The 21364-nt window shown below is 30.4% G+C and carries 21 protein-coding genes; 5 read left to right on the top strand and 16 right to left on the bottom strand.

The window, feature by feature from the left end; translation table 11 throughout:
- The first annotated feature begins 89 nt into the window (after positions 1 to 89).
- Positions 90 to 701, top strand: coding sequence for a class I SAM-dependent methyltransferase (locus tag BS62_RS10715; protein WP_496491270.1), 612 nt, complete (start codon positions 90 to 92; stop codon positions 699 to 701).
- 58 nt (positions 702 to 759) lie between these two features.
- Positions 760 to 993, top strand: coding sequence for a hypothetical protein (locus tag BS62_RS10710; RefSeq protein WP_496491269.1), 234 nt, complete (start codon positions 760 to 762; stop codon positions 991 to 993).
- Positions 994 to 1019: 26 nt separating this feature from the next.
- On the opposite strand, the gene BS62_RS10705 is transcribed toward BS62_RS10710, so the two are convergent.
- The 10 genes from BS62_RS10705 to BS62_RS10660 all read right to left on the bottom strand — a co-directional run bounded on the left by BS62_RS10705 (position 1020) and on the right by BS62_RS10660 (position 11301).
- Positions 1020 to 1706 (bottom strand): hypothetical protein, encoded by a 687-nt coding sequence (locus BS62_RS10705; protein WP_496491268.1) that lies wholly within the window; start codon positions 1704 to 1706, stop codon positions 1020 to 1022.
- Positions 1707 to 1792: 86 nt separating this feature from the next.
- Positions 1793 to 2695, bottom strand: a complete 903-nt coding sequence (locus BS62_RS10700; RefSeq protein ID WP_496491267.1) for a GNAT family N-acetyltransferase — start codon at positions 2693 to 2695, stop codon at positions 1793 to 1795.
- Positions 2696 to 2795: 100 nt separating this feature from the next.
- A complete protein-coding gene (locus BS62_RS10695; RefSeq protein ID WP_496491266.1) occupies positions 2796 to 3251 on the bottom strand; it encodes a hypothetical protein in 456 nt (151 codons plus the stop codon).
- An 86-nt stretch (positions 3252 to 3337) separates the two neighbouring features.
- Entirely contained in the window at positions 3338 to 4075 is a 738-nt protein-coding gene (locus tag BS62_RS10690; protein WP_496491265.1) for a CPBP family intramembrane glutamic endopeptidase, read from the bottom strand.
- Positions 4076 to 4787: 712 nt separating this feature from the next.
- Entirely contained in the window at positions 4788 to 6440 is a 1653-nt protein-coding gene (hcp, locus tag BS62_RS10685) for a hydroxylamine reductase (protein WP_496491264.1), read from the bottom strand.
- Between the two features lie 804 nt (positions 6441 to 7244).
- On the bottom strand, positions 7245 to 8027 hold the full coding sequence (locus BS62_RS10680) for a SagB/ThcOx family dehydrogenase (protein ID WP_496491263.1): 783 nt from the start codon (positions 8025 to 8027) through the stop codon (positions 7245 to 7247).
- 25 nt (positions 8028 to 8052) lie between these two features.
- Positions 8053 to 8175: a hypothetical protein gene (locus BS62_RS10675; RefSeq protein ID WP_496491262.1), complete on the bottom strand. Its 123-nt coding sequence runs from the start codon at positions 8173 to 8175 to the stop codon at positions 8053 to 8055.
- 116 nt (positions 8176 to 8291) lie between these two features.
- A complete protein-coding gene (locus BS62_RS10670; protein WP_496491261.1) occupies positions 8292 to 10052 on the bottom strand; it encodes a putative bifunctional diguanylate cyclase/phosphodiesterase in 1761 nt (586 codons plus the stop codon).
- Between the two features lie 169 nt (positions 10053 to 10221).
- The gene (locus BS62_RS10665) at positions 10222 to 10932 is read right to left on the bottom strand and encodes an LEM-3-like GIY-YIG domain-containing protein (protein WP_496491260.1); all 711 of its coding nucleotides are present in this window, start codon (positions 10930 to 10932) and stop codon (positions 10222 to 10224) included.
- 33 nt (positions 10933 to 10965) lie between these two features.
- On the bottom strand, positions 10966 to 11301 hold the full coding sequence (locus BS62_RS10660; RefSeq protein ID WP_496491259.1) for a hypothetical protein: 336 nt from the start codon (positions 11299 to 11301) through the stop codon (positions 10966 to 10968).
- A gap of 231 nt (positions 11302 to 11532) precedes the next feature.
- Between BS62_RS10660 and BS62_RS10655 the strand changes: the two genes are divergently transcribed.
- On the top strand, positions 11533 to 12258 hold the full coding sequence (locus tag BS62_RS10655; RefSeq protein ID WP_496491258.1) for a DUF421 domain-containing protein: 726 nt from the start codon (positions 11533 to 11535) through the stop codon (positions 12256 to 12258).
- A 119-nt stretch (positions 12259 to 12377) separates the two neighbouring features.
- Here the strand turns inward: BS62_RS10655 and BS62_RS10650 are convergent, their stop codons facing one another.
- Positions 12378 to 12881, bottom strand: coding sequence for a CarD family transcriptional regulator (locus BS62_RS10650; protein WP_496491257.1), 504 nt, complete (start codon positions 12879 to 12881; stop codon positions 12378 to 12380).
- A gap of 141 nt (positions 12882 to 13022) precedes the next feature.
- Between BS62_RS10650 and BS62_RS10645 the strand changes: the two genes are divergently transcribed.
- Both BS62_RS10645 and BS62_RS10640 read left to right on the top strand, forming a co-directional pair.
- A complete protein-coding gene (locus tag BS62_RS10645; protein ID WP_496491256.1) occupies positions 13023 to 13454 on the top strand; it encodes a MarR family winged helix-turn-helix transcriptional regulator in 432 nt (143 codons plus the stop codon).
- A gap of 92 nt (positions 13455 to 13546) precedes the next feature.
- Complete coding sequence (locus tag BS62_RS10640; RefSeq protein ID WP_496491255.1) at positions 13547 to 13756, top strand: hypothetical protein; 210 nt, start codon at positions 13547 to 13549, stop codon at positions 13754 to 13756.
- A gap of 46 nt (positions 13757 to 13802) precedes the next feature.
- On the opposite strand, the gene BS62_RS10635 is transcribed toward BS62_RS10640, so the two are convergent.
- From BS62_RS10635 to BS62_RS10615, 5 genes are all read right to left on the bottom strand, one after another.
- On the bottom strand, positions 13803 to 14996 hold the full coding sequence (locus BS62_RS10635; protein ID WP_496491254.1) for a glycosyltransferase: 1194 nt from the start codon (positions 14994 to 14996) through the stop codon (positions 13803 to 13805).
- Positions 14997 to 15241: 245 nt separating this feature from the next.
- Entirely contained in the window at positions 15242 to 16066 is an 825-nt protein-coding gene (locus tag BS62_RS10630) for a class C sortase (RefSeq protein WP_496491253.1), read from the bottom strand.
- Between the two features lie 112 nt (positions 16067 to 16178).
- A complete protein-coding gene (locus BS62_RS10625; protein WP_496491252.1) occupies positions 16179 to 17084 on the bottom strand; it encodes a class C sortase in 906 nt (301 codons plus the stop codon).
- Positions 17085 to 17206: 122 nt separating this feature from the next.
- Positions 17207 to 18685 carry a SpaH/EbpB family LPXTG-anchored major pilin gene (locus BS62_RS10620; RefSeq protein ID WP_496491251.1) on the bottom strand — a complete coding sequence of 493 codons (1479 nt, stop codon included), beginning with the start codon at positions 18683 to 18685 and terminating at the stop codon, positions 17207 to 17209.
- Between the two features lie 51 nt (positions 18686 to 18736).
- The coding region (locus BS62_RS10615) for a VWA domain-containing protein (RefSeq protein WP_496491250.1) at positions 18737 to 21364 on the bottom strand (2628 nt) is incomplete at its 5' end.

Raw genomic sequence — 21364 nt, 5'->3', positions numbered from 1 at the left:
AAGGGTACCATGTTTGCTTATATATCCTTGATTACTTTAATATAAAGCACTACAATATAATAATTAAGATATATGAAAGGTATGATAAAATGCAAGAACAATATTATGAAAAATTATTAAATATAAAAACAACTGGTGAGCAAAAGTGGAATAGTAAAACTATTCATTATCACCCATATGAGCCAACATCATATTCTGCACTTGAAACATTGTTTCAACAATACAAAGTTGAAAGCGACGACTATATAATTGACTTTGGATGTGGCAAAGGTAGACTTATTTTTTATATAAACCACTTTTTTAAAGCTGAAGTTACAGGAATAGAAATGAACAATGAATTTTATGAAGAAGCTATGGACAACAAATCAAGTTATTTAAAAAAGAATAAAAAATGCACAGATAAAATTAAGTTTTTGTGTTGTTTTGCCCAAGATTATAATATAAAACCACAAGATAATAAATTTTATTTTTTTAATCCATTTTCTATACAAATATTTATGAAAGTTGTAGAAAACATCTTGGATTCAGTTGAAAAACACAACAGAAAAGTTGAGTTGATTTTGTATTATCCAACAGATGATTATATTTATTATTTAGAAAATAGTACATCTTTTGTACTTAAAGATGAGATTATATTGCCTGATATAAATAAGAATGATGCTAATGAAAAGTTTTTAATTTACGAGTTAAATTATATGTAAGTTTGTTAAGTCGAACTAATATAATTTATTATATTGTAGAAAGGTAGTGATTATAAATATGAATGGATTGATGATTCTAACAAGCATGGGTTTTGTAGCCTTTATTATATATAAAATAACTAAAATTAGAATATTGAAGTATATCTTATCTCCAATAATCAGTATTTTATATGGATTTATGCTATTCTTTGTAGGTATGGGTGTAGGTGGAATATTATATTTTATACTTCTTGTAGCTCCAGTTGTTGTTGATATAATTAATAAAATTTATGCAAATAAAAAACCACATTGATATTATCTCAATGTGGTCTTTATTTTCTAATTTTCTTCTTCTGTTATATCTTCTTCTACTTCTATTAGCTTATTTTCTAGATTTTCTCTTCTGTTATCTAGTGGGTTTAGGTTTATATGATGAACTCTTTCATCTTCACTTGGATTCATTAAAACATTTTCCATTATAGCTCTTCCATTTGGAGTATGAGCTACAACTTGAGGTTGTCTATATCCTTTATGATAAACCCATGTATAGTCGTCATTTACTAATTTATCTAAATCACTAGGAGATATTAAAGCTTTTGCTTGAGGTTTACCGTATTTATCTTTTAGTATTATAGCTATAGTTTCATCGTCTATAACTTCATATTCATTTTTTGCTTTTGGATCAAAAATCTCTAAGTTACATTTTCTATTATCTAATGTATCTCCATTTACATGCTTAATTGGAGCTGATGCTATAGTATCTAATATTACTGATTGGATATTTCTCTTAGTACTTTTTATTTTTTTGTTTTCTTTAGTTTCAGTTACATTTTGAACTAAGTAGCTATTAAAGTCTTTGTGCCACTCTGCAAACCAAGTTCCCATTGCTTGAACTTTTTCTAAATCCTCAGTATCTATTTTAGCTACAAATTCAGCATTCTTTTTGTTAAGTATTGTTATAAGAGTAACTGAACCTTGAGTTTCATACTTATTTTCTTTTGTCTTGTAGTTATTTATGACAAACACCTCTTTCTTTTATTCATATCCTTTAAGTGTAACAGAATTAAACAATAAAAGCTAATAAGTTTTATTTTTTACTTGTTGGCATATTTTCATGCTTTAATTTCATAATAATCCATTGTCGATGTCTCCATGAAGCCACAGGACTTATACAAGTTTAGAGCATTGGAGTTTTCAGCAGCCACTTGAAGCATAATTTCACTTGCATTGGCCTCTTTTAACTTTTCTATAGCCATCATTAAAATTGACCTTCCATATCCCTTCCCACGATACTCCGGTAATACACCTAATCCATATATTCCACCGGTTCCAGAATGCAATTGAATATGGACCTTTCCAACAATATTCTGGTCTACTTCTGCCAGATATATAGTCATTCCTCTCTTTTCTTCCTCTTCAGGTAATATCATATCTTGTTCAGCATCAAATTCACCATTAAAATATATTGTATTTTGTCTAGCAATCTCAGTTGCATCTGCATTGGTTGCTTTTCTAAATATGCTTGCATCAAATTCACTTTGAAGTAATCCTAAGTTATCTTTTTTAAGATACATTTCATATTCTGAATGTCTGTACTGTGCTCCAGTTTCTTTTATGAATTTCTGGCCAGAATTTGACTTTCTGTCGCATAGTAAAAGCATACACCCGGAATTTCTTTTCTTATAATCTTCTATAACTAAATCACTTAATGTCTTAAACACTCCTTGGCCCCTATATTCAGGATGTACCATACCATTTGCTTCTATTGGCCCTCCAAATCTACAAGTTCCAATATATCCAATAAGTTCATCTCCGTCAAAATACATAAATTCATTAAATTCTTGAATACTTGTGTTCTTACTTTCAGAAGAAACTGCCAGTTTATAATCAAGTTCAAGTTTTAGGGCTATTTGATCTTCATTTATACATTTTTCTTGAAGTTTATTTATCAATTCATAATCCTCATGATCAATAAACTCTTTAAGTTTTATCCAAGGCCTTTGTATAGTTTTCATGTAAATATCTCCTTATATTAATATAGTGATAGCATATTATTATTCTTATTATCGAAAGGATAAAAAAAGTACCAGAGTTATCCTCTGATACTTACAATTATTATTTATCATTTATTAAATCATATCCAACTACTGTCCATATTCCTTTATCTTCTTGCTTTACAAGTCTCTTTAGGTATACTTTTTTTATAGAAGTATTTTTTGCATTTACTTCTACTACTGCTTCATTATTGCTACTTTCAACAAGCATAAGTTCCTCATACTTTACAGGATAATCACCTTGGATTCCTTCAGGAGAAATCTGTAGACTTACAAATACCTGAGATACGAAAATTGGATCTAGCTTCCATGGTGAGCTTCCTTTATCAGCATTCTTTTGGTCCCCTTTTTCTATTTCTAGATTAACAGGAACTTCTACATATGATTTAGATTGTGTAGATGTCTGGTCTATAGCATCTGCAATATTAGCTTTACCACTAGGGCTTACTATATTTATTGTAATAATTAGTGCAGTTGCAGTTATAATGCCGTAAAACCATTTTTTTGTCATTTTCATTTAATATCGCTCCTTTAATATATTATTGTATTTAGTTGCCTACAATAATAAAGACGATAATAATTACTAAATGTTACAACAAAAATTTATATTAATTTCTCATAATCTTTTTTGATCTTCAATGCTCTCACTAAATAGGCAGAATACAATGCACAAATTATTACTGTTATAATAACCATATGAGTTTCCATTTCAAGATTGCTGTTTGTAATCGTTCCACTAATATTAAATAATATGTGATACAATACGCATGGTATAATATTGTTTGTATAAGCGACTATCAACGCCAGAACAATTCCTATAAAAATCCCAATTACAATCTGGTTTATTTGGTCAGCCATGGAATATCCCCTTAGTAAATTTACAACGTGTCCTATACCAAACGTTGCTCCTGAAATAATAACTGCTCTTGTTATTCCACTTTCTTTTAAAATACCTTGATATAAGAATCCTCTAAAAATCAATTCCTCGATAAATCCAACACATATCATCAGTATAATTCCAATAGAAAACCCGCTATACCCAAGTTCTACATTTATACCTCTAAAATAATGAGTAAATATTGTTATTATAAGTGGTATATAAAATAGAGTTTTATATAAATCGGATTTTTTTATTTTATTAAATCCATAAAATGCAAACCAGTTGTTCTTTTTCAAGTAAAGCAGCAATAATAGAGAAAAAGCAATTAATAAAAACACCGTTGCAAGATTATCTATTCCTAATATTTCTGGCATGTTATCACCAATATTAACAATTACAATATATGTCAATATCCAAATCATAGCATGCCAAATTGGTTTGTTTTCTTGTAGCTTATTCATTTATATATCTCCCCCAGTAAATTGTATATAATATTTGATTCCTTACTATTATATACATCTACTACAATTATGTACCATAACAAAGGGTATTCTTTTTTTACGGGTTTACTTTTGAGGTGCAAATTATAAAACCACAATAGAAACAACACACTCCTTTTATTTAGAGTAAATTGCACAGTTTATAAAAACTGAGTCTTTACTATATAGATTTTGTTTACTACATAATAAAATTTACTCTGGAAACTCTTGATGTAAAGCTTTCAAGAATATGTCAGCTACTCCATTAGGATTTCCATTTTGAGTTGCTTCTCCTGAATACCAAGAAGATTCTATATCTTAACTGCTAATGAAATAACACTTAATGTGTACCCAAATATACCAATATCTTATATAATTTTACCCTCTGGTCAAGGCACCAATTTTATTTCAATAAATCCAGGTAGTTATAATCTACAGGTAAATTTCCTTAATCAACGTCCAAAAAATATATCAATTAGCTTTAAACCTGGAAGAATTTATACGGTGTATATTTTTAACAGTGTAAACCCTGATTCTCAAAATTATTCTGAATTAAATATACATCAAGTTGCATTAGTTATTGATGGAAACACCTTATTTAATCAATGTGTTAAAACTATATTTTAGTATCTGTTATAAATAAAAAATTGACTTGGAATAAAGATATATCTTTATTCCAAGCCAATTAAATTGCTTAGTGCATTTGGTTTAGTGAGTTTCTTAAGTCATCTTCTGGTATACTTATTGGCTTTATGTCAAATGTATCTACTAAGTATTGTAACACATTAGGAGATAAGAAAGCTGGTAAACTTGGTCCAAGGAACATTCCTTTTATTCCAAGAGATAATAGCGCTAATAAGTCAGCAACTGCTTTTTGCTCATACCAAGAAAGAACTATAGTAAGTGGTAGAGCATTTACATTTGTATCAAATGCATCTGCAAGAGCTGTAGCTATTCTAACTGCTGAATATGCATCATTACATTGACCTACGTCTAATAATCTTGGTAGTCCTGCTACTGTTCCAAAATCTAACTTATTAAATCTATACTTACCACAAGCCAATGTTAAGATAACACAGTCCTCTGGAACTTGTTTTGCAAATTCTGTATAATAGTTTCTTCCTGGTCTTGCTCCATCACAACCACCTATTAAGAAGAAATGTCTTATTTTTCCTTCTTTAACTGCATTTACTATTGTGTCAGCATGAGATAATGTTGCATGATGTCCAAATCCTACTGTAATTTCTTTTACTTCTTCATCTTCTTTAAAACCACCAAGTGCTAATGCTTTTTCTATAATTTTAGTAAAATCCTTAGTACCATCTTCATTTAATTTAACATTTTCTATTCCATCCCAACCAACTACGTTAGTAGTGAATATTCTATCTTTATAACCTTCTCTAGGTCTCATTAAACAGTTAGTAGTCATTAATATACATCCTGGTATATTGTCAAATTCCTTTTGTTGATTTTGCCATGCTGATCCAAAGTTACCTACTAGATGTGAATACTTTTTAAGAGATGGATATCCATGGGCAGGTAGCATTTCTCCATGTGTATATATATTTATTCCTTTTCCTTCTGTTTGTTGAAGTAACTGTTCTAAGTCTCTTAAGTCGTGACCTGATACAATTATAAAAGGTCCTTTTTTAACATTTACATTAACTTTTTGAGGAGATGGATTTTGATATGTATGTGTATTTGCTTCGTCTAATATTCTCATTACTTCAACACTTATCTCACCAGTTCTCATTGTCATACGTATTAAGTCTTCAGTTCTGAATTCTTCATTAGTAGTAGATTCTAATCCTAAGAAATAGAAATGGTCTACTTGGTCACTATAAAAATCAAGATATCTTGCTTGATGTCCGTATGCACTTACACCTTTTAACCCATAAAGTATTGTAGATCTTAAAGAACGAATATCTTCATCAAGATCTCTATCAAACATAATTCCAGCTCTTACTGCATCCTTTAACATTTCTTCTTTTGTGTCACTAAGGTTGTATGTAGCTGACTCATGGTAATGTCCATTAGGTGCTTTTTTTCTTAGTATTTCTTTAAGTCTTTGAGACTCTTTTAATAATTCAACATGAACTTGTGCATCAAAGTTTACATTAGTTAATGTTGTAAATAGTGAATTTTCTACAAACTTTACAATTTCCTTATCTATTATTTCCCCTTCTTCAATTAAAGGTCTTGCATAACAAGACATACCTTTTAATTGATATATTAATAAATCTTGTAGGTTAGCTATTTCTGGTGTCTTTCCACAAACTCCACTTTTAGTACAGCCTTTTCCCCCCATAGTTTGTTCACATTGGTAACAAAACATTGCATTATCCATGTTTATCTCTCCTTTTAATCTTAATATTTTACTATTTGTATCATTTCCAATTTCTTATAATACATACACTAACTAAGTCAAAACTTAGTTATAAAATTAACATTAGTTATACCCTAATTTTAACATTATTCACATTATTATAAATATAAAAACTAACTATATCAATTCTAATATAATGTTATTTATAATTTTTTTATTATGTTAATATAACTCGCTAAGTATGCGCTCTTTGCACTCTTAAGGGTATCTCTATAAATAAAATAAAGGTATCATATCTTTAAGAGATGATACCTTCCTTTATTATTATATTATTTAGTCCTATAGTGCTTCGAGCTGTTTATATAGTTCCTCTTTTATCTAAATTGATCAAACATACCTCTTATATCTAATAATCCATAACCATAAGATACATTTGGATATGTTATATCTGGTATCTATGCATCACTTTATCACCTCGAAAAAAATATATATCCTATATTATATATATGTTTTTCGAGGTGATATAATAATAAATAAAAACAACCTTTATGAGTTCACCTTAACTTTTCTATTGGCTGTCTTTTTTTATATTCAAACTTCACTCTACAATTTAGATTACAAAATTATACTATTGCTATTCTCTATTTTTCAAAAGTATATCATGTGATTTGAGTTTAATAAATCTTGCCTAAATTATAATAGAAAAATATTTTTATTTTACCCTACTTTTTCACATAGAGAATCACATCAACTATAAACGCTTAAATTTCAATAAAAAACACATCCAACAATCGTGTGATTTTAGATGTGCTTTTTACTGTAATTTTATTTTAATTTGCCTACAGCAGAAATATAAACGACGTATTCATTTTGACCATCTATACGAATAAGATCATCAAAAGCTTCTTGGACATACCCTGCAATTGCACAAGCTCCAAACCCAAGTCCTTCACATGCTAGATATAAATTTTGACATACATGCCCAATGTCTAAAAGCATTAATCGGTGGGCTTCACAATGATATCGCCATTCTCCACGATATGGTATACACGACCATAAAAATACAACAGGTGCTTTTCCCAACCATATAGCTTCGTCTATATAATTTTCACCGCCATAAGCATAGGTAAGTTTCTTTGGCAGACTATCATCTGAATAACAAAATGCAAGTTTATGCTCTAATGGTAAATACATATAAATACCTTTTTCTAAACCTTCTACATTGTTTACCGCAAGATATGTTTCGTATGTATGTCTACCCCCTGCAGAAGGAACTGGGCGCAAAGTAATATGACCTGTCTTCTTATATGCAGGAATAACTTCTTGTACACCTTGAGTTGACCATAACAAAAATGATAACTCTTCTAATGTAATTGGCATATCTGTATAATTTCTTCTGCTTCTGCGGTTATTAAAACAAGAGTATAAATCACTTTGTTTGATAATAGTTTTGTTAACTGTTGGAAGTTCAATGATTTTTAAATTAATATCGATTTTTTTCTCAACTGGTGGTGCCAAAATGCCACGTTCTTGGTCAGAAACAAATTCACGCTCAGGAAGGTCAAATCCACTTTTCATAAAGTTTCGATTACTGTTAAAAGAGTCCATACCATATCCCCCTCTATTATATATCTTATTTAATAAAATTAAACAATAATTGAACTATTATAATCATTGCAAGTAGTGCCATTGAAAAAATTTTCATATCTCTTTCCTTAGATCCTATTATTGCTTTTAATGCTTTTTCAAATTTCATGTGTACCCTACACTCCTTTTTATTATTCTAAGTATTATTCCAGATATAATTATAGACATAAAATCAAACTACTATAATCTAATAAAACAAAACCCATAACATTTTTGTTGTGGGTTTTAATCTTGAATTTCAATTAGTTTAACAAATTCTTCTGAAGTGATCGGTTTACTTATAAGGTATCCTTGAACCATGTCACTGTTATGCTTTTTTAAATAATTCAGTTGATGTTTTTCTTCAACACCTTCTGCTATAACCTTTAGCCCTAACTGTTTTGCCATAAGAATAATAATGTTGGTCATATTTCTTGTATCATCTTCAGATTGTATATCGTCAATAAAAGACTTATCTATTTTTACTATATCTATAGGCAACATCTTAAGATAAGTAAGTGAAGAATATCCACAACCAAAGTCATCTAGTGCTATTTTCATATTATTATTTTTAAGTTCTTTTAGCTTGTCAATTGCAAAATCTAAAGATTCCATTAGTACTGATTCAGTTATTTCTATTACTATCATTTCAGGTGAAATACCTATTCTCTTAATAGTATTAATTACAAAATCTGTGAATCCTGTCTGCAGTAACTGATGTGCCGATATATTAACCGAAACATAAAAGTCAGTATACCCCCTAGAATACATCCTTTTTGCATATTTACAAGCACTTTCAAATACCCATTTTCCTATTTCTATTATAGTTCCATTTTCTTCTGCTACACTAATAAATTTTCCTGGAGGAACCATTCCTTTTTGAGGATGTTTCCATCTAATTAAAGCCTCGCATCCTTTTATTTTTCTATCTGCTGTACTAACTATAGGTTGATAATACAATTCAAATTCATTATTTTCTATAGCTCTATGTAAGTCTGCTCGAATTTCAGCTTTTTCTATGGCAGCTTCTCCCATTTTCACATCATAAAAAGTATTAATGCCTTTACCTAACTCCTTAGATATATACATAGCCGTATCAGCATTTTTTAATAACTCTGGATAATTATTTCCATGTTCTGGGTAAAGAACTACACCACTACTGTGAGTTACATGGAACATATGGTCATTAATACAAAAAGGGCTTTCTATAGATTTATGCACATACTTAATATATTTTTCTACATCATCTTTGTTATTAATATTTTCTATTAAAATAATGAACTCATCTCCACCTAGCCTAAAGGACATAATTTCATTATTCTTCATTTCATTCAATCGTTTTCCTACTTCTACTAGTAGCTGATCACCTACTAAATGACCAAAAGAGTCATTAACAAATTTAAAATTATCTAAATCTATAAAAATCATTGAGAATTTGCTTTTATTCTTTTGTGCATTTTCAATTTTTTCTGTTATTACATTACCTAGCATAACCCTATTTGGTAGTCCAGTTACAGAATCATAATAAGCTAAATCATGTATTTTCTTTTGCTGCTCTTTAAGTTCAGTAATATCGGTAAATGCTCCAAATGCAGCAATAGCTTCTTTATTTTCATCAAATTCACATTTCGTATTAGAAAATAACCATTTATAAATTCCATCTTTTGTTTTTACTCTATATTCAAAGGTTTCAACATCAATTTTATTAACAATTTGTTTTCTAATGCCTGCTTTCACAGCATCAAGGTCATCTGGATGAACAATATCAAACCAATTATCGAAATTCTCCAACTCTTCTCCGCTATATCCAAGAATTTCATAAAGCTTTCCTGAGAAGTATCTCTTTTTAGTAATTAAATTACCTTCCCAAATAATATCCTTAGTAGCTTCTGCAACTATTTTATATCTCTCTTCACTTCTTTTTAGTTCTTCTTGCTTTTTTATTAATTCTTTAATGGTTTCCCCAAGCTTTATATCACATACATCGTTTGATTCATAAGTCTCCATTATTTTACTCCCTTATATCATGTAATACCAAATAACTACCTTATAATTATACATTTTTTTATTGAATTTTTAAATACCATATGTTACAGATAATGTCTTTCCTATATCCTTGTCATTAAAAAAGTAGCATATTGTATGCTACTTTTTCATAATTTATTGTTTAATAGAACTATAATAAATTTATATATCTAAAACTCCATTGATTATTATTAAGATAATGAGACACATCCTTATCTATAAAGTCCTTATAATTTTCAGGTATATATCCTTCAAAACATCTTTTTATGACCCCATTATTATCCTCAATATTATCCCATTTTTGAGGAACATATATTGTTTTTACAAGTCCATGATATACTCCAAGTACATAATTACATTGTTTTGCTTTATTAATATTACAAAGCCAATTTCCCTTTGTTATCTTGTATAGTTCTTCTTCTGGCATATCTTTTTTATAACTTCCATTTATACATACTAGCAATATCTTAGTGTTATCATCTACAATAAGCTTTTCTGCATCATATTTTAGTTGTATCTCAGTTGCACTCATAATACCCCTATCACTTTTGTGCCCTGCTTTAATATTAGCTAGATTCTCCAACCCAAATATGTCTATTAGTGCTGATTCTAACTCAAAAGCAGTGTCCTCATCTAACCCATGTCTTATAATTATAGGTTCTAGTTTATAACCGTTACTTATTATACTTTGTATTGTGCTTATTTTATCTAGTTTTTTTCCTCTTCCCCTTAGAGCTTCTTCTACATGAGAAAAAGCTCTATTTCCTGTTCCTTTGCCAATATAAAAATACTTATTATTTCTTGGGTCCTTTAGTCCGTACACATAATATCCTAGTTTTTCCTTAACTAATTGAGAAAACATCTAAAATCCCCCTTTATAATGTATTTACACTATCTAATCAATGTTTATATACTGTATTTCTTTATATCCCTTTCTAACTCCCATTTCCTTAAAATTTATACCTTTCACTATATTAGAAAGATCTTCATTACTCTTAAATATTATTCTTCCATCTTCTTTTCTTATCTGTATTTCATCTACCTTATAACAACTTACCCCTATTCCATTTTTAAGACCTATAACATACTCAATCTTTGATGCTTTTTTAGTATTCATTTTCCACGCGGATAACGTTGCTTCTTTTATTTGCTCCTCTGTTGATGTAGTACAAACTGAATTATTTATAACAACTAATAATACTTTTTGATTTAATATATCTTGTAAGTTCATGTAGTAACCCCCTTCTAATTTATATTTATAATTCAATATATGAATCTTCTTTATCAAAGTTTACATTTTGGATAAAGGATTTTTAATTTTTCTTTTATGTAAAATAGAATCTGAACTATATCACAGGTAATTAATCTGATTGTAGGTCATAAAAGCAAACATAATATGGTTGTATCTCTATTTTTATTTTTGGTTAAAATAACATAAATACTAACTAAGTGGTATACTTCTATGATGAAGGAGATATGTTATATGGAATTTTTACAAGGTCAGGAAACACTTACTACTATTGAATGGGCTCTTCGTGCTGTTATTGCATTTTTCTTTTTGTTAATCGTAGCAAAAATTTTAGGACAACGTTCAATATCTCAATTAAGACTCCTTGATTTTGTTATAGCTTTAGTAATTGGAAATATTATAGCCCAACCCTTGTCTGACGAAAGACTTGGGTTAGAAGGGTCTGTTATTTCAACAATTGTATTAGTTGTTCTATATCTTTGTGGAATATTTATAGTTCTTAAATTCCCATCTATAAGAAAACTTATTAATCATAAACCCATCACAATTGTCAAAGATGGAGAAATTCTTTATGAAGGATTAAAAAAAGCAAAAATATCCCTCGATATGTTGTTAGAAGAATTACGTGAAGAAAAAGTAGAAGATGTGAAAAAGGTAGCATTAGCAATTTGGGAAACTGACGGCAAGGTCTCTGTTTTTCTAGATCCAAAATATGAACCTATTACTCCTTCATTCTATCAAATGGAAACAGAGCCTTTTGATTTACCTAGAACTATTATTAAGGACGGTAAAATTAATTTCGAGGAGTTAAATCAAACTAATAAGGATGAAAGCTGGGTTGTTTCAAGATTAGAAAAATTATATCAAACTAGTGTAAAGAATATTCTACTTGCTACTCTTGATAATAAAGATAACCTAAAAATATTTTTATATAAGTAATCCATTTAAGCTCAAAAATTCGCTACTCTCATGTCGCCAACGACCTTGAAAAACAGGTCCGTTGCTCAAAAAAGGTATTGACGCTTTAGTCAATACCTTCACCTTTTATATATAATAATTTAATGCTTATTCTCAGTTATAAGCCTAGTAATTTCTTCGCTTATTGCTTCAGCAGTAGTGTTTAACGAGTATGCTAATTCTGCAAACAATATATTTTGAACATATTCTAAAATTTTCCTATCTTTTTCATGGAATTTTCTTGTAGTTGCTTCAATTTTAATCTTCTCTCTCATTAAAGTATTAACTACCTTACAGATTTCTTCACGATTTCCCGACTTTACAATTTCAGAATACATTTGACTTCGTTGATTATCTATTTCTATCCAGTCTATACCTGGAAGTTTGAAAGTTTGTAAAATATCATTTGCCTTATCTTTATTTAGAAGTTCTAACATAACCACCTTATCGTTATCTACTGGAGTGCTTATTTTCAAATTGCAATCTTCAAGTGGATGTAAAACGTAATAGCTTTTGGTAATACCAGAATATGTGTTTTCAACTATATCATCTATTTGGCAAATACCATGTGATGAATAGATAATACAATCGCCAATATTAAACATTGCACTCTCTCCTTATTAAATATTGTTAACTTAGTTTACTAATTTATTTTACCTTATTTTTTAAAAATTGTCAACTTAGTTGACATTCTAAAATGTTTTGTATATATTTAAGTAATGAAAACAATGATTGGAGTGAAATTGATGGATTTTGAATTACAAAACTTAGATTTAATTGATTTAATAAGTGAACGTCATGTTCTACTCCGTAAGATATTTGAAAAATCTTGGAACTATAGCAGCCATATATCTATTTCAAATTCTGAATGGTTTATCATGGCTAGAATATATAAAAAACAACCAACTATTTCTTATGTAACAAAACATGTTGATATTTCTAGACAAGCAATTCATAAATTAATAAAAAACCTTGAGTCAAAGGGGTTAGTAGAAGTTAAAAATTCTGAAACTAATAATAAAGATAAATGTATACAGTTAACTCAATTAGGGGTAGAATGTTACGAAAAATCTTTGTCTCAAAAAGCAACTCTAGAACAAAAAATTGCTGAGAAAATTGGGGTTGAGCAATTAAGTATACTTAAAAATATTTTAAAATCTGATTGGGAATTAATATAATTATAATAGAAAATTTTTATGCTAAACTTGTTATTCTTTGATATATATTCTATAAAACTGGATATACTTCAAAGAAACAAGGAGGTGATATTATGAAACCTGTAAAAGGAAACTTTTTATCAGGGCTTATTGATTATGCTATAGATAGATTTCCACAAAATATGGATTTTGTAGATGATGATGAAGATGATGACTTTAATTATGATGAATATTACGATTTTGATGATGATTATAGTGATGATCCTACACCTAATGATTCTAAAAATACTTTGGACAAAAACTATACTAATAGGCTTAAATAAGACGGCTAGTAGCCGTCTTTTATATATATCGTTTAATTTGAGTTTATTATAGTAGTTCCTGTATGAATTCTGCAGCTTTCACTGCTCCGTTAATATTAATCTTACTATAATCAACTTTCTTTCCTAAGTTTTCTAGAACAGCTTTTGAAAGGGTGATTTCATCATTTTCGGAAAAGTTCATTTTAACTCCTCCACCAAGTCTTTCTAATTTATCAGAAACAAGCTTTTGTTCATAGTGCTCTGCCAAAGGAAAATACAGAAAATTCTTGTTCAAGGATACAAGCTCCATAGTCGTAGTTCCTCCACCCTGTACAATAGCAAGATCACATGCTGCAAAGTGCTCATATAATTTAGGTACATATCCTTTTATCTGAATTCCTTCAGTTGTAATAATTGAATCAGGATTAATTCGTGGCCCACATATTAAAACCATATTAAGTCCAGGAAGCTTAGATTTTAAAATTTTGTATGTACGAGAGCATAGATTTAAAAGGTCCACTCCAATAGCAGTTCCACCTACAGAACATATAATAAGAGGCCCTTCCCCATAACCTAGTTTGCTTTTCATCTCTAGAGTATTACTATAATCCTGTGGGTTAAAAGCTAAAATGTTACCCAAAAACTTATAATGCTTTCTTGCGTGTTTTCTGAAGTTTGGCAAGAATAATCCATATGACTTGTCCGCAATATCTTCTGCATCTCCTACAAATAAAGACATGTCTTCCACCCAGGGAGTACGATTGCCTGTAACCCAAGCAAAATTCCAAAAGTATGTACCCATTTTTTCAAAGGGACTTTTTGTTGTTGCATCGAAACCAAAAAAATCATAAATCATTACAAAAGGAGCTTTCTTCTTAATACCTGGAAATAATAAGAAAGCTAATATTAACTCATAAGCCTCATCAGCTATAATTAAATCGAATTTTTTCTTTTTTGTAAGCCTTGTTATTGCAAGTATGCTTTTTCTCCACTCCAATAGCACACTAAATAAATACTTATTTACATTCAATCCGTACCCAGTTGACACCTTTTCAGCTAAATGACTGTCCTTACCAAGCAGGTCACACTCAGGCAGTAAGTATTCCCCCGCCTCTTCTATTACCCTTCGTGCAGGATCTCCAGCTAGCCAGGAAATTTCTACGTCAGGGTTTCGTTTTTTAATTTCTCTTGCAATTGCCAAATCTCTTGCTGCATGGCCAAGACCTATGGAACTGCTGAGAAATAACACATTCTTTTTCATGTTTCTGTTCCCCATCTCTAATAATTAAACATTCTATTTTTACATAAATGAATTATATCATAAAGGGCATCCTCTTTGTTTTATCCTCTAAAAATTTCACAGATTCATCAAGTGAATTTTATTGCCTACTTACTGTAGATATTTACCTTTTTCAAATTTAACTCAATAAAAGACACGGAATCATAGAAGATTATTGTCTTCCATTTTCCGTGTTTAATATAATATACAGTAAGATTTTCAGTATCTTATCTTTTATTAACAAATGTATATATGAATAAGCAAGACAGTACCCCTACAACGCCTATAACAAACATTTGTGGCTTTTCATACCATGATTTTGCTTTAAGCTCTACCTCTGAAAGATATGAATATAAGTCTACATCTTCATTATATGCTGTTTTCTTTTCTCTATTTTCCTCTGGATAATATCTCTTTGCAAATACCAAAAGACGGTCATTTTTAGTTGTGCCATGGTAGCAGGTAAGAAGGGTTATAATATCTTCTCCTGTAACTACAGATAAATATTCCTCTTGATTAGGCAATATAATCTTATTTCCTGTCACTTTATAATAAAGAGTTTCCCATGGATTTTCAATTTTTATTTTATCTCCTGGTTTCAATTGTGGTAAATCAGTAAAAAACTTCTGAACTTTTCCAGTATGACCTGCAATTACTGAGTTTGTGTTTTGTCCCCCTACTGGAATACTGGTACCATTAATTACAGCTACCCCCTTGTTTAAATTCTCATCAGTAGCCCCAAGATAAACAGGAAGTGTAGCATTGATCTTCTCTATTGTAATGTATGCAAATATTGCAGCTCCATTTTTATCTTCATCAATTTCTATTTCAACATATCTTCCATCATTCTCACCAAAAGGATCTATTGTATCTCCAACGGTATTCCATATCTTTTTATTATATGCCTTAATATATTCTAAGTCCTTACTCAGAAGTGGCCTCATTAAAGGGTCTGACTCAATTTGATAAAATTCCTTGTCACTAACAGTAATGTTAATGTTTTCTGATACTTCCCCTAAATACTCATAATTATCATTAACCGGTCTTCTCATTGTAATATAATCATAATAAAGATTTGTAAAAGTGGGATAAAGAAACACAAGCATACCTAGAATAAAAAGAAATATATAAGTTTTTCTGCCTTTAAATTTATTTGATTTCAATTTACTCCTTCTCCTTATTATCATCTTTTGATGTTAGTTCTGTATTTGCCTGTATTTTTGCTATTCTTTTATTTTTGAAATATTCATATAAAAAATAAGTTAATAATATAACTAGAATTATCAGTATTACAAAGAAAATATCGTTATAAATATTTTTAATGTTGTTGTCGATAATTTCATTTTTCATTACTTCCTCAACATAATTTATTCTATCTCCTCTAACCAAAAGTCTATGGGAGTTAATAATATAAGGAGTACATGTCAAAAGAGTAATATAGTCATGATTTGGTATTATAGCTAAATCTCTAAATTCTGTCGGTTTCACTATTTTGATTTGATTCACCTTATAGGCTAGAGTACCTCCTATATTCTTTATATAAAATTTATCTCCAACCTCAAGTTTATTCAAGTCAGTAAATAGTTTAGCTGTAGGCAATCCTCTGTGTCCTGTAAGTACAGCATGGGTATAGTTGCCTCCAACAGGAAGTGAGGTCCCTTCCATATTCCCTATTCCTTTTTGTAATACTTTCTCAGAAGTACCAACGTACAATGGAATATCGATATTAATCTTTGGAATAACAATATGACCTATCTGTTCATTTGACTTAAGCATTCTAGCATATTCATCTAACCCATCATTTACTTCTCTCTCATTATATGCATATCCTAAGGCAGAAACACCAGGCATTCCTGAAAGATAATTGTTGTATGCATAGGCAAGATTAAGCTTTTCCTTTACTACATTATCCTCAACTTTTGTAACTCTTGTGTCAAAGTCTTGAATAACTCTCTTTGCTGCCCTTTCATAAACTATATTACTAATAATTGGATAGGCAAAAATCCCAAGACCTAAAATAAAAATAATTGTAATAACTATAGTTTTATATATTTTTTTGTCTTTTCTCATAATGTCACCTACTACTTTCTAGATAAAATTGATTAGATTACAAAAATTTTACATGTTTTCTAGAAAACAAAAGAGCGAGATTTTACTCGCTCTTTTATTCAGTTAATACTGACTAATTTTTTCTATTTTTTTCTTTTTAATGCCACTACTGCAACACCCATCATTGTAATACCAGATGCTATGAAAACTACTGTTCCAATTCCACCAGTTTGAGGAATAATAGGTCTTTTAACGTTAGTAACTTTTGTATTATCATCTATACTTATTTCATCACCATATGAATTTGCATCAATTGTGAATGCTAAATCGTCCATATCTACATAACCTGCTGGCACGTTAACTTCTTCTAACTTGTAGCTAAAAGGCTCACCTTTGTCTCCATATGCAAGACCTGTAACTTCAAAGCTACCATCAGATTCATTTACATTAATTATTGTTGCATCTTCAGTATTTACTACCCAACTTATATTACCATTATCATCTTTTTTCATATACTTATTCTCATTATTCTTAACTACAAAAGTTGCTTCACTCAATACTCTATCGTATTCTTGTGTTACATTGTCAACTTTAATGAACTGACGTCCACCAGTATGAACTTCAGGACGATTGATTTGAGGAGTTTCTTTTGTCTCATCAACTGTAAAATAACCATTGTTGTATGTCAATACAGCATTATTATAAATCTTTGTACCCATATTTGCACTATCATTAATTCTAGCTTGGAATTTAATTTCTAAATCTTTCAATGTTTCATTATTTGGTCTGTTATCAGCTATTTTTTGTAGCCCATCTTCAGTAAAAGTTAAAGTGAAAGTTCCACCTGCAGTACCATTTTCACTTTCAGATAATATATAATCAGAATTTAATATTAAATTAACTGCTCCATACTTAACTTCTACATTTCCCATATAATCAAGTGCTGAATCTAGTGTATCAGATACTTTAAATACACTGTAACTTTGGATTCCTACAGGTGCTTTTGGATATATAAGATAATCAAATGTATCCCCTACATTAAAACCAGCGCTATCTTGATTCTTTATTTCTACATCTTTATCTATTTCAGGCATATCATCTTCAATTAAATTTTTAGGATATAGATGTAATTCATTTAAATATGCATTACCTGCTACATTTAAAACTGGAAGTTCCATAATAAAAGGAACACCTACTTGCTCTTCAAGTGTTGCTGGATGCATAGTTTCTCTTACATAATAGGTTCCTGTGTTAAATGAATATGCTTTTCCTGCATCTATTGTAACAGGAGTTCCTGTTAATTCACTAGCAGTTACTTGAGCATCTGTTATTCCATCAAACTCACTTACACTAGTACCAGGTGTTACAGGCCATGCTGTAAATTTAACACCTTTATTATTTTCAACCGCATTTGTTCCTAAGTCAGCTATTTCTTCTGGTAAAAGCACTCGCCCATCATGGTCACGAAGGACAAATCCCCCTGTTCCAACAACTTTATGAATTATAACTGATGTGCTAGTTGGCACTGTTGGAGCTGCAAATAACGGTGTTATGCCCATTGCAAATATCATTATAAAAGTTGTTAGAAACCCTAAAAGTTTCCTAAAACTTGTTTTTTTCATTTATTTAATCCCCTTTTATTTATAATTTATTTAATCCCCTTTATTTTATTTTCATTTGATATGTTTTTTTATTATTCCTAGGTATATTGCTAAGGTCATCAGTACTAATCCGCCTGCAACAAATAATACTGAACCCATACCTCCTGTAGCTGGAAGTTTTTGTATAGGTTCGTTTTCAACTGTGATAATATAGTTTCCTGTTGTTTCATCTTTTGATACTATATTAGAGTCAGGGCCTGTTATCTCCCCATTAGTAACTACTATTGGCCCAATATCATTTATTAATCTATATCCAATTGGTGTTTTTGACTCTACAAGCCAATAAATTCCATTTTCCAAATGTGAAAATGTAGCTTTTCCATCTGAATTTGTAGTAATTGAATCTAGTGGACTTCCAGTATATCCACTATCATTACCTAAATATAATTTAAATTCTGCACCAGATAATGGTGTATTATCAAAGCTTGAAATTTTTAAAATAATAATTGAAGGTTTGTAGATATTAGTTACTGTAAGACCATTTTCAATCTTCTTATAACCATTTGGTGTATAGTCATCTCCTGTTGAATTTACCTCTTTTACACTGAAGATATAAGGTATCCCGCTAGGATTATATTTTGTCAAGTTATTCCAAGTTAGAGAAGTCAATCCATTAGCAATATGCTTAATTTGAGCCTCAGTTATAGGTACCTCTTCCAATGTACCACTACTACTTATTTGTCTATATAGTTTAAACCAGGTTTCTGGCTTAATTGATGGACCTCCATCCCAAACCTTTTTTGCAGTTGCTGTCACTGATGCATCCTTATTGGTAACAACAATGTTCTGATCAGCTCCATTTATAGCTAAAGATATTGTATTCTTCGTAACATTATTAACCTTTATAGACGTAAGTGTATATCTATCAGTAGGATTTGATGCATCCTCTGTAACGGTGTATTCACCAACAGTCCAAACCTGTTTAAGTGTAACTACTGGATTGTCATCAGTGGTAACCAAAACATTTTGTGGCGTACCTGAACCAATAGAAAGCTTTACATTAAATTTATCTGTAGAACTCTTTTGATTTCCATTTACATCATGTAATACTTTATCAACTGTGACGAATACAGGGTCAACAGTAGGAATTTGAAAATTATTTGTGCAATACATCCCATCAATGTCATAAAAACTCATAGGCGTAGTCCCATTAGTTGGATAACTTATAGCATTAGTGGGTGTATCTCCACTTATTTCAATTCTATAGTTCAATTCCTCGTATTTTATACCACGTGTTGAGTCAAGTATCTTTGTTAATGAATCAATGTTCCATTTCAAAGTTTTGGTAATTGAATCATAATTTGTTGCCCCATTAGTAGCTATAATTGAGTTTGGGGTGCCTATTATAAATCCAGATGCCATAGGGTCTGTTACTGTAGCTGATGAAACAGGGGACCCAAGTTGCCCTACTATTTGCCCAAAAATAGCATTTAGACTTTCATTGTCAGATGTATATGACTTACCTGCAGATGCTATTGAATTTAAAACCTTTGTACCATCTTCCCCTGCATATAGAGAAATCGTATATACAGTTTGACCTGATGCTTTAGCATATCCTGCTTGGGCAATTGCACTGTTTCCAAAATTATAATAGGTTAATCCGCTAACATATCGAGTTGGTCTAGTGGTATAAGGCCATCCAACAGTCCCATCTGTGTATGCTTGAGGAAGCCATTGATCCCCATACCATGTGCTCCACATTTCACTTCCATTTCCAACTATAGTATTATATTTAAAGCTAGATTGTGGGACATTTGAAGTAGTCTCAAAGTCATTAGTATATGTTCCATCTATATTAGGATTAGAGTTTGTAATAGTGTGAGTCCAAGGTTGTTTATATGAATTCAAATTAGTTATTTCATACCCATAGGTTGGCACACCATCTGAAAGAAGTATTATAGTCTTCTTTGTTGCTGTAGATGTATTTAACAAATTCTGTGCTGTTCTTATTCCACCTTGAGTCAGTGTTCCGCCGTTAGCTGACAGTTTATTAATAGCATTACGTAAATTAGTAGCTTTGTTTGTAAAACCGCTGTCAGTACTTATATCACTTGAAAATGAAACAATAGCAATTCTAGTATTTGTAGAATCTTCTCCCAAAACAGTACTCACAAAGGTATTTGCTGCATTTTTTGCAGCTTGTATCCTTGTTGTGCCATTTACGCTAGCTTCCATACTTCCAGATCTGTCAATGACAAGAACAATATCTGATGTTACAGTTTTTGATCGCCCTACAACACGTAGCTTTATATCCCAAGTATTAACCTTACCTGCAACGGGTGTAGCAACTTTTGTCATCTTTACCTGACCAGGTAACAAATCCGTATCTTTAGTATAGGGATTTACTACGTAGGTTGATTCGCCAGGTTCTTCAATAGTCAAAAGAGATGATATACTCTTATTATTTGTAATAATAGGAGTTTCTGAATAATCATCTGTTTTAGCACCAGTTGTAACTATTGGATTCTCAGTAGTACTAGGTGTATCAATCGTTGTATCTACGGGACTTTCAGTAGGGCTAGGCGTATCAATAGCCACATCTCCCGGATCTTCAGTAGTACTAGGTGTATCAATAGCCACATCTCCTGGATCTTCAGTAGTACTAGGTGTATCAATAGCCACATCTCCTGGATCTTCAGT

It is taken from the genome of Sporacetigenium mesophilum DSM 16796, from assembly GCF_059569055.1.
This window is presented reverse-complemented; position numbering and strand designations above follow the sequence as displayed.